The following is a 16,020-nucleotide window of genomic DNA, read 5'->3' on the forward strand; positions in this document are numbered from 1 at the left end:
AGTATGCCGAATACTGCGGAAAACCCGGCAAACGCCCAAGAGTTTTCCATCCGCTCCATCATTGCACCGATGTTAGCCGTTATTGTCGGCATGATTATGGTCATATTGGATAGTACGGTGGTCAATGTCGCCGTTCCCAGACTGGTGGATTATTTTGCCACGGATTTAAAGACAGTGCAGTGGACGATCACCGGTTATACACTGGCGTTATCCGCCGTGATCCCGTTGGCCGGCTGGATGACCGATAAATTTGGCGAGAAGCGGATCTTCCTGATTACAATCGCCTTGTTTACCTTTGGTTCGGTTTTATGTGCTTGGGCGCAGACGCCGACCCAGTTAATCATGTTCCGCGTCATTCAAGGCTTGGGAGGCGGGATGGTCTCGCCGATCGGCTTTGCGATGGTGTTCAAGCTTGCCCCTCCGGAGAAGCGCGGGGCGGTGATGGGCGCACTTGGCGTGCCGATGTTGTTGGCGCCGGCCCTGGGTCCGGTTTTGTCCGGCTGGATGGTTGAAAATTTAAGCTGGCACTGGATTTTTCTGATCAATTTGCCGATCGGCATCATCGGCTTGTTGATCGGCTTGCGCTTTTTGCCGAAATCCGAACGGCGGGAAGCACCGCGGTTGGATATGTTGGGGATGATTTTGGCCCCTGTCGCTTTTGCGATGCTGACCTTCGGGGTAGGTGAAGGCGGGGACGGCTGGACTTCTGCAGCTACGATTACGGGGCTCAGCGTTGGTGCTATAGCATTGCTTCTTTTCATCCTCGTTGAAATCAGACATAAGCAGCCATTACTGGAGCTGCGCGTGTTCCGCTCCTCCCATTTTACGCGAGGGATCGTGCTGGTCTGGATTGCCCAGGCTGCCTTGTTCGGCTCGATGATTTTAACGCCGCTATACCTGCAGCAGGTCAGAGGCTACAGCGCGTTCGAAACCGGGATATACCTGCTTCCCCAAGCGTTGGCCTCGGCCCTCTTCATGCCGATCAGCGGACGGCTGTTTGACCGGGTTGGCGCCCGCCCGCTCGCATTTATTGGCCTTGGCATCGTATCCACCGCCTTGTTCCTGCTGTCGCGGATCACGGCGGACACCAGCCTCGCCATGGTACTGCTCCCGCTCGGGCTGCTCGGCAGCGGCATGGGGCTCACGATGATGCCGCTGAACACCCATATCCTGAACTCCGCGCCGCGCCATCTGGTCGCCCGGGTAACGCCGCTGATGACCGCCGCGCAGCAGGTGATTGTCTCCTTTGCGGTCGCCGGGTTAACGGGGTACTTAACCTCGCGGATCAACAGCCATCTGGCGGAGGCGGCGGTGAAGGGAGGAAGCCATTCGCTGCAGGCCGCAGCGGCCGGGTTCGGCGATACTTATTTTGTGGCTTCGTGTCTGGCTGCCGCCGGTTTTGTGCTTTCCCTGATGTTGTCCAAACCGAAAAAGCAGGCCGAACCTGCCGAAGGACAGGCCGGGGAAAGGGCGCAAGCGGACCCCGGGGCAATTATTGGTCATTAAAAAGGATGTAAAAAAACGGCTCAAGACCAAAATCAGTGCTTGACAAAATAAAAGATGATAGGGGGGTGTTGTCTCTCCAAATCACTTTGCACGATTATCCCTCTGGTTCAGGAAGCCAAGTCACCCGATCAAACGGGATAATCGTGCAAAGCCCCTGGATCACGAGTCTCGCTTCAGGCCACGGTCTGTTGTCGGCTTGACTGTCAAGCACTGATGATTAGGTTGAACCAAAAAAACTGGATATAAAATGAAGCGAGAGCACTTCGGCCGGACCGGGGCGCTCTCGCTTTTTCTTTATTTGGCGGCGCGAATCAAGAATGTATTTATGACATTTGTTACATAAGTCACACGTCTTCTGTGATATTTTAAAAATTAACAAAGTCATGCTGTTTTGTCATTCATCGATGGTTTGTTTTACGCCGTTAATAAACTCGCATATGCGAGAAGGAGGGGGCCAAACGCGTGGTACAGTTACCGAAAGTAAATGAGCTTGGTTTTTTTGAAATTCGTTTGGAATCCATTGGAGGCTTGGGAGCCAACCTGGCCGGCAAAATGCTGGCGGAAGCCGGGGTGGAAGGAGCTGGCTTCAACGGAGTCAGCTTTTCGTCTTACGGCTCGGAGAAAAAAGGCTCCCCGGTAAAGGCGCATATCCGTTTTTGCGACCTGAATACGCCGATCCGCGATACGTCGCCGGTGGAACGGCCGCATATCGTCGGCATTTTTCAGGAGGCGTTATCCAAAACGGTGAACGTCATCAGCGGAATTTACGAGGACAGCACCGTGCTTGTCAATTCGCGTAAAACTCCGCAAGAGCTCAAAGAGAAGATGAAGCTCGTCGGCGGGACGATCGCCGTCATCGATGCGACCGGAATCGCGCTTGAGGAGAAGAACCGGGTCAATATGGCGATGCTCGGAGCTTTGTTCCGGTTATGCCCGTTCCTCGATTCGGAAACGATGAAAGACGTTATCCGCAAATCGTTGGAGAAGAAATATCCGCAGACGGTGGCGCCCGCTTTGGCGACGTTTGACCGCGGGTATAATGAAGTTGTTTTTGAAACGTTTGCGCTGCCGGAAGGCATCAGCATGCCCGCTTTCGTACGTGCCGATACGCCGATGCTCGGGTATGAAACCCAGCCGATCGGCGGTATTGTCGTCAATCCGGGCAACAGCTTTTTGAAAGATCTCAGCATCTCCCGTTCCGGGATGATGCCGCATTTTAAAGAGGAAACGTGCATCAACTGCGCGGCTTGCGACAACGTTTGTCCGGACAATTGCTTTGTATGGGAAGAACAGCCGGATAAGAAAGGGCGGCCGCAGATGTTTTTGAAAGGCATCGATTACCAGTACTGTAAAGGATGTTTGAAATGCGTGCATGCCTGCCCGACGGACGCTTTATCCGGGGAGCGGGAAGAAGACGGATACGCGGAGGAGCACCGGGTTCCGCATCTGTTTGATTTGGCGGTTCATTAATTAAGGGGAAAGGTGGTATAGACAAATGGCGATCGACATTGAACAAGAACGCCGCGGCGGCACGGTCGAACAGCGCGTTGTGTATGAGTCGGGCAACGAAATGGCCGCGTATGCCGCGAGCCAGATCAATTATCATATCATGGGGTATTTTCCGATTTCTCCATCCACGGAGGTCGCGCAGTTTCTCGATTTGATGAAAGCGAACGGCCAACATGACATCAAGCTTATTCCTTCGGACGGCGAGCACAGCTCCGCCGGGATTTGCTACGGCGCTTCCACCGCCGGCGGGCGGGTATTTAACGCGACCAGTGCGCAAGGCTATTTGTATATGCTGGAGCAAATGCCGGTGCAGTCGGGAACGCGGTTTCCGATGGTCATGAACCTGGTTTGCCGGGCGATTTCCGGGCCGCTGGACATCCACGGCGACCACTCGGACCTGTACTTCGCGCTGAACACCGGCTGGCCGATTCTGATGTGCCGCGATCCGCAGGCCGTTTATGACATGAACATCATGGCGCTCAAGCTGGCCGAGGATCCGGAAGTTAGATTGCCGGTACTCATCGCTTCGGACGGCTATTTTACATCGCATCAAAAACGCCGGGTGCATACCTTCGCGAAACAGGAAGACGTGCTGAAATTCATCGGGGAACGTCCGCCGGCCGGGTTTGCCCACACGCTTGACCGCAACAATCCGATCACGGTCGGCCCGTATATGAATGAGCCTGATTATATCAACAACTGCTATCAGCAGTCCGTGGCTATGTACAATGCGGAACGCGTTTTTGAGCGCATTGCCGGCGAATACGAGGCGTTGACCGGCCGGGAATACAAGATGCTTGATCTGTACCGGATGGAGGATGCGGAGGTCGCTGTCTTCCTGATGAACTCGGCGTCCGAAATCATCAAGGATGTGGTTGACGACCTGCGCCGCCAAGGTATCAAAGCGGGTTCGATCGCGCCGAATATGATCCGCCCATTCCCGCAGAAGCAAATCGCCGAAGCGCTGAAAAACGTCAAGGCGATCACCGTCGGCGACCGCGGCGATTCGTACGGGGCGCACGGCGGAAACATGGTCAACGAAATCAAAGCCGCGCTGTTTACGCATGGCAACCATACGACGCAGGTCATCAGCCGGATCTATGGCCTCGGGGGCAAAGAATTTTACGCCGAAGATGGCCACCACTTGTTCCAGCTTGCGATCGATGCCATGGAGAAGAACCACGTCGAGGTTCCGTTCGATTATTACGGTCATACGCCGGGCGATCCGGACAAAGCGCCGAAGCGGGTGCTGAATCCGCTCAAATTCGAAGATTTGAAGACCGGCCTGATTACCGTTACCCGGAACGAAGAAACCGGCAAACTGGGCGTGCGGATTCCGCCGCTGCGTTCGCTTACGAAGAAGCCGAAGCGGATCGCGCCAGGGCACGGAGCTTGTCCGGGCTGCGGGATTTTCTCCGGTCTGGAGCTGTTTTTTAAAGGGATCGAAGGCGACATCGTAGCGTTGTTCCATACGGGCTGCGCGATGGTCGTCACGACCGGGTACCCGTATTCCTCCCATAAGGCCACTTATATTCACAACCTGTTCCAGAACGGGGCGGCTACCTTGTCCGGAGTCGTCGAGATGTTTTGGGAAAGAAAACGCCGGGGCGAGCTGGACGATCTTGGGCTGAAGGACGACTTTACGTTCGTAATGGTCACTGGCGACGGCGGGATGGACATCGGCATGGGACCGGCGATCGGGGCCGCGCTGCGCAATCATAAAATGATTATCATCGAGTACGATAACGAAGGATACATGAACACCGGGGCGCAACTGTCCTATTCGACACCGCTGGGCCACCGGACTTCTACGTCCAACATCGGCAAGGTGCAAAAAGGGAAGGCGTTCCAGCATAAAGACACGGCGCAAATTATGGCGGCGACCAACATCCCTTACGTCTTTACGGGCAGCGAGGCTTATCCGCAGGATTTGGTGAAAAAGGCGGCCAAAGCGCAGTGGTATGCGCAAAATGAAGGGCTCGTTTATGGTAAAATATTGATAGCCTGTCCGCTCAACTGGATCAGCCCCGACGACCAGGGCACAAATATCGTCGATGCGGCGGTGAACTCCTGCTTTTTCCCGCTGTACGAAGTCGAGCATGGACAAACGACGATTACGTACAACCCGGAAGAGAAGGAAAAACGCGTGCCGTTGACGGACTGGCTGAAAACGATGGGTAAAACCCGCCATTTAACGAAGCCGGAAAATGCCGAAGCGCTGGCTGACTTTGAACGTGAGGTCGAACGCCGCTGGCAGATGCTGCTGGCCAAGCATGAGCATCCTTATCTTTGATTTTGACTGAAAGGAGTGAATAGAATGGAACAACAATTTCGCGCCTTCCGCGTGCATCAGGATGAGCAAGGATTTCGCGCCGGGCTTGAGACGATCGGCCTGTCCGATCTGCCCGATGCCGAGGTCACGATTAACGTCCATTATTCGGGCGTCAACTATAAAGACGGTCTGGCGAGCATTCCGGACGGCAAAATCGTGAGGGAATATCCATTTATCCCCGGGATCGATTTGGCCGGGGAAGTCGCCGAATCGCGCGATGCGCGGTTTCGGCCCGGGGATATGGTGCTATGCACCGGCTACGGGCTGGGCGTAACGCACGAAGGCGGCTTTGCCGAAGTCGCCCGGGTACCCGGGGACTGGCTCGTGCCGCTGCCGCAGGGGCTGACGGCCCAGGAGGCGATGGCAATCGGCACCGCCGGCTTTACGGCGGCATTGTCCGTACAGCGCCTGCTCGATAACGGGCTGACGCGGGAGGACGGCCCCGTGCTTGTCGCAGGGGCGACCGGCGGCGTTGGCAGCATGGCCGTAGCCATCCTCGCCAAGCTGGGGTTTGAAGTCGTGGCCGTCACCGGCAAAACCGGTGTGCGGGATAAACTTCTTTCGTTTGGCGCGTCCGATGTGATCTCGCGGGAAGAGGCATCGTCCGGGGCCAAAGGAGCGTTAGGCAAGGAACGTTGGGCTGCTATCGTCGACCCGGTGGGCGGACCGATGACAGCCGATTTGCTTAAAGCGGTCAAATACGGCGGCTCCGTCGCCTTGTCCGGACTGACTGCGGGCGGAAACGTGGAAACCACCGTTTATCCGTTTATTTTACGGGGCGTGAATCTGCTTGGCATCGATTCCGTCTCTTGCCCGACGCCGCTGCGCCTTCAGTTATGGCAGCGCCTGGCCGGGGAATGGAAGCCGGAGCGCGCGCTGAACGAAGGGATTAACGTATATTCCCCCGAGCAGCTTCCGCAAACGTTGGAGACGATCCTTTCCGGCCAGGCCGTTGGCCGGCAGGTGATCGTTTTTAAAGAATAGACCCAGAGGATGGTATAAACTGGGCGGATATGAGACACCCTAACCCCATCGGAGCGGCAAGCGAAAGCTTTGTGCAAAGGTGGGGTAATTGACATGAATTGGTGTAAACTCGGTCTTGGTTTGGTATTGGCGGTATCCTTGTCCACGGGCTGCGGCAATGGGATGCAAAAAGTGGCGAAGCAGGAAATGGAAAAATACAACCTGAACAGCTACCGGAAGGGCAACCAAAGGCAGTTGACGAGCGGAACGACGCTCAACACCTCCTTGCTGCGTTCGTTAAAGGCGGAATGCGCCGAGCGGGGGATTCGCCTGACGCATGAAACGTATGCCGAAGGGCTTGACGGGAATATCAGTTACAGTTATTTCGTTAACGGAGACGCGCGGCATTTCATCATCGTCCATGTCTTCCCCAGTGAACAGGACCGGATTCGCGAAATGACGGAAATTTACGGCTCCGGCGATGGACAGAAGGGGCTTCATGCGGCGGCTGCTGCCAGCCAGGCTTCTGTCATACGTACGCGGGACAACGCCGCGTTGGTGTACGCCTCCACGGCACAAAAAAACAGTCAATATAGTGAGCAAATGAAAACGATATTTGACCGTCTTTTGATGCGGATGCAGGACCGTGCCGCCCAATAACATGAAGCGATAACCAACCTCTTTTTTCAGGGCCGCGCCCGGTAAGAGGTTGGTTATTTGCTTGGAGCTTACTTTTTGTAAATTTCTCGCATTACGTGGCGCAGTTCGGGGATGATGATCCGCTCCATGGCGAGTTTGACGGCCCCTTGCGACCCGGGCATGGAAAACACGGCTTTGTTGCTGATTGTGCCGGCAATTGCCCGGCTAAGAATCGCGGCGGCTCCGATATCCTCGGTAAAGCTGAGGTAGCGGAAAATTTCGCCGAATCCGGGCATTTCCTTATTGAGCAAGCTGCGGACCGCCTCATACGTTGTGTCCCGGGGCGCGATGCCGGTGCCGCCGGTGAGCAGCACCGCTTCGATGCTGCGGTCGGAGGCCGCTTCGCGCAGCAGCTGGCGAATCCCGTCGTAATCGTCTTTGACGATGACGTACCTGGCAACCCGGTAACCGTTCTGCTGAAGCAGCTCTTTGATCAGCCGGCCGCTGCTGTCCGTTTCTTCCGTTCGCGTGTCCGATACCGTGACCACCAGGCAAGATACCTGATCCGGGGCTTCACTGCGGTGTTCATCTACAGATCTCATCTTTATATATCGATTCCTTTCGGTGTGAGATAGAACTAATATCATTTTATCACTTCTCGGGCAAAACATCTTGGCATGAAATAGGGTTGCATGTCCCTGCCGATTGGTGTAAACTCGCTTCGATACTGTTGGATCGGGACTGGCCAGCCTTAGCACGGAGGTTAGCCCGGAAAGAGAAGAGGGGAAGTCATGGAAAAAATTACGCCAGTTTATATATTGTCCGGATTTTTGGGGAGCGGAAAAACGACGCTGTTGCAGCGGTTACTTAAGTTTTGGCAGGATAAGGGCTTACGGCCGGCCGTCATCATGAACGAAATCGGGGACGTCAACCTGGACGGTCTGCTCGTCCCGGGCGAAGTGCCGATGGCGGAAATGCTGGGAGGCTGCATTTGCTGTACGATCCGCGGGGATTTAAGCGTGCAGATGGCCGAGTTGATCTCGGCGGAAAAGCCGGATCTGGTCGTTATCGAGGCGACCGGAGCGGGAAATCCGCTGGAAATATTCGATGCGGTCACTGAGGTGTCGCTGTATTTGAAGCTGGAGATCAAGCCGATGATCACCGTAGTGGATGCAGCGCATTTGGCCGAACTGCACGATTCGCAAAAAGGGAAAACCTACCGCTTGATGCTGGAGCAAATCCGCTGCGGGTCCGTCCTTATCCTGAACAAGATCGATATGATCGGCGGGGAGCGGCAGCGGGAAATGACCGATTTACTGCACAAGTTAAACCCGTATGCGCAAATCGTACCGGCCGTAAATTGCGAGGTCGATATCCCTGGCTTGTTAAGCGGGCACCGGCCCGATCCCGAGCTGCACGAACCGCGGTTTAAGCATGAGGAGAGCCAAGCCCATCATCAAGCAGGTGGCAAAGCGCATGAGAACGGGCACGAGCACGAGCATGAACATGCGCATGAACATGGACAATCTATGGACGAACATCAACGCGAGCATCAACATGAACATATGTACGGACACAGACACGAACACGAGCATCAACATGAGCACACGCACGGACATGCACACGAACACCCCCATGCTTCGCATGAGCATGTTACCGTGTATACCCACTATTTTGACGGTCCGGTGGACAGCGAGGAATTCGAACGGTTTATTGCTGAGCTGCCGCGCGAAGTGTACCGGGGCAAAGGAGTTTTGACCTTTACTGACACGGCCAGCCGCTTTCTGTTCCAATACGCCTACCGGGAAGCGGATTACTTGAAAATTACACCGCAAGGCGAGGTGCCGGATGTGGCTGTGTTCATCGGCGAGCATTTCGACCGGGCTCTCATTGCCCAGCGCTTACACGAACTTGAACGCAAGCATGTATAGATGCGGGCTGAGAATCGGCACGCATAGACTTAGAATTCTTGTAGCGCCGGGACGGATGGACCAGTCGACCAGCCACCGCCGACATGCGGCGCAACACTAAGCGCTGGGAGCTGCGAAAATAGAGGGGAAAATGGGCTCAACCTAAAACTCAGCGCGTATCAGCCAGCTAAATTGAACGACTAACCGTCGGCGTAAAAATAGCGGCATTTTATGTGCTTATTATCCAAAGCCTGGCATGTTCATCCCCATTAGCGGCATTTTATGTACTTATTTTCATAAGAATGGCCCAGAGTGTGGACATTTTCTTGTGACGGAGGAAAATAGCGGTCTAAAAATCCTCTATTTCTCTCAAATGAACGGATTCGTTGGAATAACGACATTTTTTGTACTTATTTTTTCGCCGGAGTTTCCCATGCAACTCGGCTTAAGTTGTTTAGCGGCGTCTCGCTCCCCTGAGGCCCTGGTCCAAGTTCGATTGTGCTGGGAATGCTGAACGGGTTAGGATGAAGATGTGCGCCTTCATGCAAGGCTATCATTCTAACGGTTGTGAGCGCCGTTATTTCGATAAAATATAGGTGAAATTAAATTTAACGGTTGCGACAGAGCTTATTTTGCCGTAATTTTGAGGATTTGAGTCTTATTCACCTGAATAAGATCAACCACAACCGTTAAGAAATTGCATCCCCGTCTTTTCGATGAAATAAGCTCAAGTACAACCGTTAGAAAAAGACTGGAGATCCAGGACGCAGGGCCGTAACTCCAAACGAATGGATTAGTCAAATTGCTGTTAAGCCGCACCGTCTACTGTCTACTGTTTAGCGCTTGCTGCATGCTGCCGATCGAAAACGAGCACACTTCAATCAGTGAAACGGAAATTACTGCAACCTTTTGGGCAGGACTCCCGTCTAGGGGGACAGAGGTGATGAGACATGAAAAAAACGCCAAAATTGAAATTTACAGCCGCTTTGCTGCTGGCCGGTTCGCTGCTTATGGCGACTTCCGTTTCCGCTTTTAGCGATGTGCAGGGAGACGATGCCGGTATTACTGAATCACTGCAGCAAAAAGGAATCATCCAAGGAATCTCGAAGGACAAGTTTGTTCCCATGGGTAAGCTGACTGGAGCACAGGCGGTGACGATGATCGTCAACGGGCTTGGTCTTAAAGTGAAGGACGCCGCCAAATCGCAGGTTCCTGCCAAGGACGAATGGTATTCCTCCGCGCTGCGGGCCGCTGCTGACAACGGTATCAAGCTGCCCAAAGACTTTGACCCCAACGCCGAGCTGACGCGGGAAGCCTTTGCCGATATTTTGGTGCAGGCCATCAATACGACCGGCGACTATCCAATGGTCAAAATGTTCATCGAAATCGCCGATGCCGATCAGATTACCGTGGAGTATTCGGGCCACATCCAGCAGTTGCTTCTATTGAAGATCGCCAGCCTGGACGAGCAGGGCAAGTTCCATCCGAAGGACACCATAACCCGCATCGAAGCTGCCCGGCTGGTGTATAATGCGGCCGAATACATCGACAAATACAAGGAAGCCGAACAGGGTATGCAGGATAACGTTAGCTTTCAAGTTGAAAAAGTAAACGACCAAATCAACAAGGTGGTGCTCACCCGCGCCGAGCAGCCGAACCCGGGATACGGCATCCGTGTAGCTAAAGTGGAGTTCTCCGGGGACAAGGCCACCGTCTATTACGAACTGCTGTCCCCCGAACCGGGTATGAATTATATTCAGGTCATTTCCGATACGAAGGCAGAGACGTACATCTCCAGCCAATACACGGTGGAGGTTAAGAAACTGTCTTAACCAAAACGCATATGTGAAAATTTATAGATTCTTTAATCTTAAAAAAACCTTCAGAACCGCCTAATAAGCGGTTCTGAAGGTTTTTTGTCACCGCCGGCGGTCAGCTCGGATTAGTAACTGGCGTGGAGGGCTGGCCTGCCGCTGGCGTGGCAGGCGCTTCCGCGCCTCCGTGCTGCAAGCGGTACATTTGATAGTACCGCCCGCCCAAGGCGAGCAGTTCCTCATGCGCGCCGCGCTCCACGATTTCGCCGCGATGCAGCACGAGGATCTGGTCGGCGCTGCGGATCGTGGACAAGCGGTGCGCGATGATGAAAGTTGTCCGGCCCCGCTTCAATACCTCCAGCGCGTTTTGGATCAGCGCTTCAGTTTCCGTATCGATGTTGGCGGTCGCCTCATCGAGAATCAGGATGGCCGGATCGAAGGCAAGCGCCCGCGCAAACGAGATCAGCTGCCGTTCGCCGGCGGAAAGAGTGCTGCCTTTTTCCACGACCGGTTCGTCCAGCCCTTTGGGCAGATGCGCGAGAATCCGCGCCGCGCCGACGTCGCGCAAGGCCTGCTCCGCCGCTTCCCGGGAGATCCGCTTGTCGCCCAAAGTGACGTTGGAGAGGATCGTCCCGGTGAACAGGTAAGGGTCCTGCAGCACGATGCCCATATGCTGGCGGATCCACTGCTTGGGCAGATCCGTCACCGGCTGGCCGTCGATGGTGATCGTGCCCTTTTGCGGATCGTAAAACCGGAACAGCAGGTTGATGATCGAGCTTTTGCCGGACCCGGTATGCCCGACCAACGCCACCGTTTGGCCTTGCTTTGCTTCGAACGAAATATTTTTCAGCACGTAATCCTTCTTATAAGCAAACGATACGTCCTTGAACTCCACGTTGCCTTTGTAACGCGGCATCGAGCCGTCCGTGACGTCTTCGCCCGGTTCGTCCATCAAGGCAAACACCCGCCCGGCGGACACCATCGAGGTGTCGAGCGCGGCCAGTTGGTTGACCATCCCGGTGATCGGCTGGAACAAACGCCCCAGCACGTCAACGAAGGCGTACAACACACCCAGCGAAATGACGCTGTCCCCGCCAAGCTGCGCCGAACCGAAATACCAAAGCACCGCAGCAAAAGCCAGGTTGCGGATTACGTTCACCAGGTTATGCGACGTAAAAGCGTTCAAGTTCAGCATTTTATTCTGATATTTCATATAATCGTCGTTCAGATTTTCGAACTCTTCCTTCGTTTTCGCCTCGCGGCGGAAAATGCGGATGATCGACATGCCCTGAATCGACTCGTTGATGATCGCGTTGATCTCGCTAAGCCGCGAGCGGATGATCGTGTTGTATTTGGTCGCGAATTTCCGGTACAGCACCACCCACAGGTAAATGACCGGCACGATGAACAAACAGATCAGGCCGAGCCGCACGTCGAGAATAAACAACGCCACATAGACGCCCAGCATATTGATAATCCCGGAAAAAAAGTTCGCCAGCACCGCGATAAACAGATCCTTGACCGCTTCCGTGTCGTTCGTCACCCGGGATACGACTTTCCCCGCCGGCAGATTGTCGAAGAAATACACCGGCAGCCGCTGGATGTGGGCGTAAACGTCCATACGTAGCTTGCGGATGACCTTATTAGCGGACGATTGCAACCAGTACGTTTTGCCGAATTCCATCACGATGGAGACGGCCAGAAAAGCGAAGTACCATATAATCAGCGAAATAATGCCGGGAACCTCGGGTTTGTAAAAAGCGAACAGCCCGGAGGCGCTGAGTTTTTGTGCCGGATATTCGCTGACGGTGCCGTCCTTCCGTGTGATGGTCAGGACGCCGTCTTGGAAGCTGCGGTCGCCGGAGACGTCTGCAACCGGCTCACCGATGAACAGGAAGCTGGTTCCGACCTGCAGCACGCGTACTTCCTGGCCTTTGGTTTCGCCTTCCGCAAAGCGGTCGCCCCGCTTGAAGTACCGGCCGTCATAGACAACGGTATTCTCGTCTTGGTCTGCCGTTTCATAAAACGGCTGTTCGATCGCCAGCATATGATCGTCGATCATCGCGCGGGCGATAAACGGGCCGGCGAGTTCGGCAGCGACACCGATCGCCAACATGACGAGCGCGAGAATAAATGTATTTTTGGCCGTTAAGGCGTATTTTAATAACGATTTCCCCGTATGGGTGTGCATAACTTAGGACACCTCCCCGTCAGTCAGGTTCGATTCCACCTGCTGGCGTTCGTATTGTTCGCGGTACCAGCCGCCGTGCGCCAGCAGCGCTTCGTGGGTACCTTCTTCAATGATGCGGCCTTTCTCCAGCACGACGATCCAGTCGGCATGCTCTACGGCGGACAGCCGATGCGTGGAGATCAGCGTCGTTTTGCCAGCCCGGCGGCTGCGGATATTTTCGATGATCCGGGCTTCGGTCCGCGCATCGACGGCCGACAGCGCGTCGTCGAGAATCAGGATGTCCGGATCGGCGATAAACGCCCGGGCCAGCGACACGCGCTGCTTTTGACCGCCGGAAAGGGCCACGCCTCTCTCGCCGACCAGGGTGTCCAGCCCGTCGGACAACGTCCCGAGGTCTTGGTCGAAGGCGGCGGTGCGGATCGCTTCCATAATGACTTCATCCGGCGCGTCTTTGCAGCCGAACTGAATGTTCTCGCGGACCGTTTTGGAGAACAGGATTTGCTCCTGCGGCACATACCCGACCCACCCGTGCAGCTGTTTCACCGCGATGTCCTGGATCGGCACGCCGGAGACGGATAGTTCGCCGCTGCCAAGCGGATATTCGTGCAGCAACTGCTTGAGCAGCGTCGACTTGCCGCTGCCGGTCCGGCCGACGATTCCGAGCGTCTCTCCGCGCTGAATCTTGAGGTTGACATGTTCCAGATTATTCACGGTCGATGTCGGATAACGGAACGTAACGTCTTTGAATTCGAGCGTTTCCGGCGTTTCCACCTGCACCGGATTCGGCACGTCTTCAACGTCCGGCTTGACGTTCAGCGTTTCGTTGACGCGGTCGAGCGAAGCGCCGCCGCGCTGCATAATGTTGATCAGCTCGCCGATCGCAAACATCGGCCAGATCATCATCCCCAGGTACATGTTGAAGGACACGAGATCGCCCAGGGTTAATTCATTATGAAAAACGAGATAAATGCCGTACGTCAGCCCGATTGCGTAGCTGAGACCAACGCAGAGCCGGATGGTCGGTTCAAAGTAGGCGTCTACTTTGGCGACCGCGAGGTTTTTCTGGTAAACGTCATTGGTAATGTCGGCAAAACGCTGTTCATCATTCCGTTCCTGTACATAGGCGCGAATAACACGGATGCCGGCGACCGATTCCAGCACCTGGTCGTTCATGTCTCCGAACGCATCCTGCGCCAGCGTGTAGCGCTCATGGATGATTTTCCCGTAAATCTTCATCGCCAGGGCGATAAAGGGGAGGGGGATGATGGCCGCAAGCGTCAGCTTCCAACTGATCAACGTGCCCATGGCGACAAAAATGACCGCCAGATACGCCGTCGAGTCGGTGAGCGTCAACATCCCGAAGCCGGCGGTTTGGGCGACCGAGCGCAAGTCATTCGTAGCCCTGGCCATTAGATCGCCGGTGCGGCTGCGCTCGAAAAACGGCGGCGTCATCCGCAGCAGATGGCTCATAAAACGCGAGCGCAGCAGCCGCTCCACCAGGTTCGATCCGCCGAACAGCGAATGCATCCATATGTAGGTGATCCAATAAATGAACAGTAAAAAGCCGATGATGAGCAGAATATATTTCGTAAGCGAGCCCCAAGTTACGGTGCCGCCTACGATTTCGTCGATGGCGCTGCCAAGCAGCCGCGGCGGGGCGAGTTCAACGATCCCCGCCAGGATGAGCAGGAACAGGCCGATGATGTAGCGCCTCTTTTCACGCTTAAAAAACCAGCCCAAATTTTTCAGAACCGAAAACATGTTGCGATTTCCTCCTTTTTTCCATACCAGGTTGTTCTGTGGCTTAAAAAAACCGCAAAAAAGGCATATCGTCCGTAAACGATATGCCTTCAAAAACCTTAACATATGCCGCGTACGCCGCTCTAGATCAGAAGCAGCCCCGCAGATTATTCCTGCGCCGAATCCTTCCCTATGATAAATGGAGGGGCGGTCAGCGTTTAGTTGGGTCCAAACGAGTTAGGGCTGCTCCGGTATTCGGTTGTGAATGGTCCATAAACATATGCGGGCATATGCGGACGTACGTCGAAATCTTTAAACTTGATCACCGTGCTCACCCTTTCTTCTATTTGGTAATTACTTGAAAATGCGGTCTTGTATGTTCCCGATTGTATCACCGGATTCAAGAAGAAGTCAAACTTTATTTTTTCGATCCGAACAAGGGTTTGGCAATCGGCCCGGTTTGGTCTACAATAAAAGAAAAAGGAGAGGGGAGAATCTGATGATCCACGTTACACAAGAAGCGGCCGAATGGTTTAAGCGGGAGTTGGACCTGAAAAACGGGCAAGCCGTGCGCTTTTTCGCCCGCTACAGCTCGGGGGGGAAACTGTATCCGGGGTTCTCGCTTGGCATCGGAGTCGATCGTCCGGTATCGCCGGCCTTGACTTCGGAGGTGGAGGGCATCACGTTCTACATGGAGGACCAGGATAAGTGGTATTTGGACGGCTATCATTTGAATGTGACGTATGACGAGGGGCTTGGCGACATTGAATATAAATACGAGGCGGCACTCCCAAACTGACCGCCTATCGCCGGCAGCGCAAGCAGCCGCATGCCATAACGAAACAGGGCCCGTTCTTTACGGGCCTTTTCTGCCGTTTCCCCAATTAAATAATGCTGTCTTCCATAGCAAATTCAAAATCGCCGATATCAAACACTTGGACCGGCATTTCCGCTTCGATGATCCGCCGGATCAGCTCCAATTGATCAGTTAAAATCGGGACGTTCTCCCGGTGGGCGGTGAGCACGATTTCCGTTTCGATCGGGTCGAGAAATTCGCCGTATTGTTCATTGTCGACCGCATTGACGACGGTCCAGGATATTTTATCGCCGAACAAAATGGACGGGCTTTTGGACCAGGGTACGTTTAATGCGCGTTCAAGCTTCTTGCGGTTCAGCGGCTCCTCCAAATAAGTGATCAGCTCGCCTATTTTTTGTTTGACGTGAAAATCGTCGGCCGGATCGTTCATTAACGGTTCCGGGCTATTCTGAAATTCATAGAGCTCCATGACGGTGGTGTAGGGTACAATATATTCAACAGGTACCTGGGGCACCAGCAATTCTCCATAAATCGCCACCATCACGGCTTCAATGACAAATCGGCGTGACATGGTCATCCTCCTAAACCGGCCTGTGCCT

General features: G+C 54.5%; 12 protein-coding genes. 8 read left to right on the forward strand and 4 right to left on the reverse strand.

What is annotated here, in order from left to right:
- Positions 1-3: 3 nt before the first annotated feature.
- From ACLD72_RS23455 to ACLD72_RS23475, 5 genes are all read left to right on the forward strand, one after another.
- Positions 4-1,506 carry a DHA2 family efflux MFS transporter permease subunit gene (locus tag ACLD72_RS23455; RefSeq protein WP_411001652.1) on the forward strand — a complete coding sequence of 501 codons (1,503 nt, stop codon included), beginning with the start codon at positions 4-6 and terminating at the stop codon, positions 1,504-1,506.
- A gap of 462 nt (positions 1,507-1,968) precedes the next feature.
- Positions 1,969-2,976: a 2-oxoacid:acceptor oxidoreductase family protein gene (locus ACLD72_RS23460; RefSeq protein ID WP_411001651.1), complete on the forward strand. Its 1,008-nt coding sequence runs from the start codon at positions 1,969-1,971 to the stop codon at positions 2,974-2,976.
- A gap of 25 nt (positions 2,977-3,001) precedes the next feature.
- The gene (locus ACLD72_RS23465; RefSeq protein ID WP_411001650.1) at positions 3,002-5,308 is read left to right on the forward strand and encodes a thiamine pyrophosphate-dependent enzyme; all 2,307 of its coding nucleotides are present in this window, start codon (positions 3,002-3,004) and stop codon (positions 5,306-5,308) included.
- A gap of 24 nt (positions 5,309-5,332) precedes the next feature.
- Entirely contained in the window at positions 5,333-6,331 is a 999-nt protein-coding gene (locus tag ACLD72_RS23470) for an acrylyl-CoA reductase family protein (RefSeq protein ID WP_411001649.1), read from the forward strand.
- A gap of 93 nt (positions 6,332-6,424) precedes the next feature.
- A complete protein-coding gene (locus ACLD72_RS23475; RefSeq protein WP_411001648.1) occupies positions 6,425-6,970 on the forward strand; it encodes a hypothetical protein in 546 nt (181 codons plus the stop codon).
- A gap of 68 nt (positions 6,971-7,038) precedes the next feature.
- Here the strand turns inward: ACLD72_RS23475 and ACLD72_RS23480 are convergent, their stop codons facing one another.
- Positions 7,039-7,551: a molybdenum cofactor biosynthesis protein B gene (locus tag ACLD72_RS23480; protein ID WP_411001742.1), complete on the reverse strand. Its 513-nt coding sequence runs from the start codon at positions 7,549-7,551 to the stop codon at positions 7,039-7,041.
- 189 nt (positions 7,552-7,740) lie between these two features.
- On the opposite strand from ACLD72_RS23480, the gene ACLD72_RS23485 reads away from it, so the two are divergent.
- Together ACLD72_RS23485 and ACLD72_RS23490 are read left to right on the forward strand one after the other, a co-directional pair.
- The gene (locus ACLD72_RS23485) at positions 7,741-8,880 is read left to right on the forward strand and encodes a CobW family GTP-binding protein (protein ID WP_411001647.1); all 1,140 of its coding nucleotides are present in this window, start codon (positions 7,741-7,743) and stop codon (positions 8,878-8,880) included.
- 929 nt (positions 8,881-9,809) lie between these two features.
- Positions 9,810-10,691, forward strand: a complete 882-nt coding sequence (locus tag ACLD72_RS23490; RefSeq protein WP_411001646.1) for a protease complex subunit PrcB family protein — start codon at positions 9,810-9,812, stop codon at positions 10,689-10,691.
- Between the two features lie 100 nt (positions 10,692-10,791).
- Here ACLD72_RS23490 and ACLD72_RS23495 read toward each other — a convergent pair whose 3' ends face one another.
- A complete protein-coding gene (locus tag ACLD72_RS23495) occupies positions 10,792-12,864 on the reverse strand; it encodes an ABC transporter ATP-binding protein (RefSeq protein WP_411001645.1) in 2,073 nt (690 codons plus the stop codon).
- 3 nt (positions 12,865-12,867) lie between these two features.
- On the reverse strand, positions 12,868-14,625 hold the full coding sequence (locus tag ACLD72_RS23500; protein WP_411001644.1) for an ABC transporter ATP-binding protein: 1,758 nt from the start codon (positions 14,623-14,625) through the stop codon (positions 12,868-12,870).
- A gap of 475 nt (positions 14,626-15,100) precedes the next feature.
- On the opposite strand from ACLD72_RS23500, the gene ACLD72_RS23505 reads away from it, so the two are divergent.
- Positions 15,101-15,403 carry a HesB/YadR/YfhF family protein gene (locus ACLD72_RS23505; protein ID WP_124332770.1) on the forward strand — a complete coding sequence of 101 codons (303 nt, stop codon included), beginning with the start codon at positions 15,101-15,103 and terminating at the stop codon, positions 15,401-15,403.
- 85 nt (positions 15,404-15,488) lie between these two features.
- Here the strand turns inward: ACLD72_RS23505 and ACLD72_RS23510 are convergent, their stop codons facing one another.
- Entirely contained in the window at positions 15,489-15,992 is a 504-nt protein-coding gene (locus ACLD72_RS23510) for an ADP-heptose synthase (protein WP_411001643.1), read from the reverse strand.
- Between the last annotated feature and the right edge of the window lie 28 nt (positions 15,993-16,020).

The organism is Paenibacillus lacisediminis, from assembly GCF_046567315.2.

Coding starts and splice junctions, on each gene's coding strand:
- ACLD72_RS23465 (WP_411001650.1), top strand. CDS start 3,002: ATGGCGATCGACATTGAACAAGAACGCCGCGGCGGCACGGTCGAACAG.
- ACLD72_RS23495 (WP_411001645.1), bottom strand. CDS start 12,864: ATGCACACCCATACGGGGAAATCGTTATTAAAATACGCCTTAACGGCC.
- ACLD72_RS23455 (WP_411001652.1), top strand. CDS start 4: ATGCCGAATACTGCGGAAAACCCGGCAAACGCCCAAGAGTTTTCCATC.
- ACLD72_RS23480 (WP_411001742.1), bottom strand. CDS start 7,551: ATGAGATCTGTAGATGAACACCGCAGTGAAGCCCCGGATCAGGTATCT.
- ACLD72_RS23470 (WP_411001649.1), top strand. CDS start 5,333: ATGGAACAACAATTTCGCGCCTTCCGCGTGCATCAGGATGAGCAAGGA.
- ACLD72_RS23490 (WP_411001646.1), top strand. CDS start 9,810: ATGAAAAAAACGCCAAAATTGAAATTTACAGCCGCTTTGCTGCTGGCC.
- ACLD72_RS23485 (WP_411001647.1), top strand. CDS start 7,741: ATGGAAAAAATTACGCCAGTTTATATATTGTCCGGATTTTTGGGGAGC.
- ACLD72_RS23500 (WP_411001644.1), bottom strand. CDS start 14,625: ATGTTTTCGGTTCTGAAAAATTTGGGCTGGTTTTTTAAGCGTGAAAAG.
- ACLD72_RS23475 (WP_411001648.1), top strand. CDS start 6,425: ATGAATTGGTGTAAACTCGGTCTTGGTTTGGTATTGGCGGTATCCTTG.
- ACLD72_RS23510 (WP_411001643.1), bottom strand. CDS start 15,992: ATGTCACGCCGATTTGTCATTGAAGCCGTGATGGTGGCGATTTATGGA.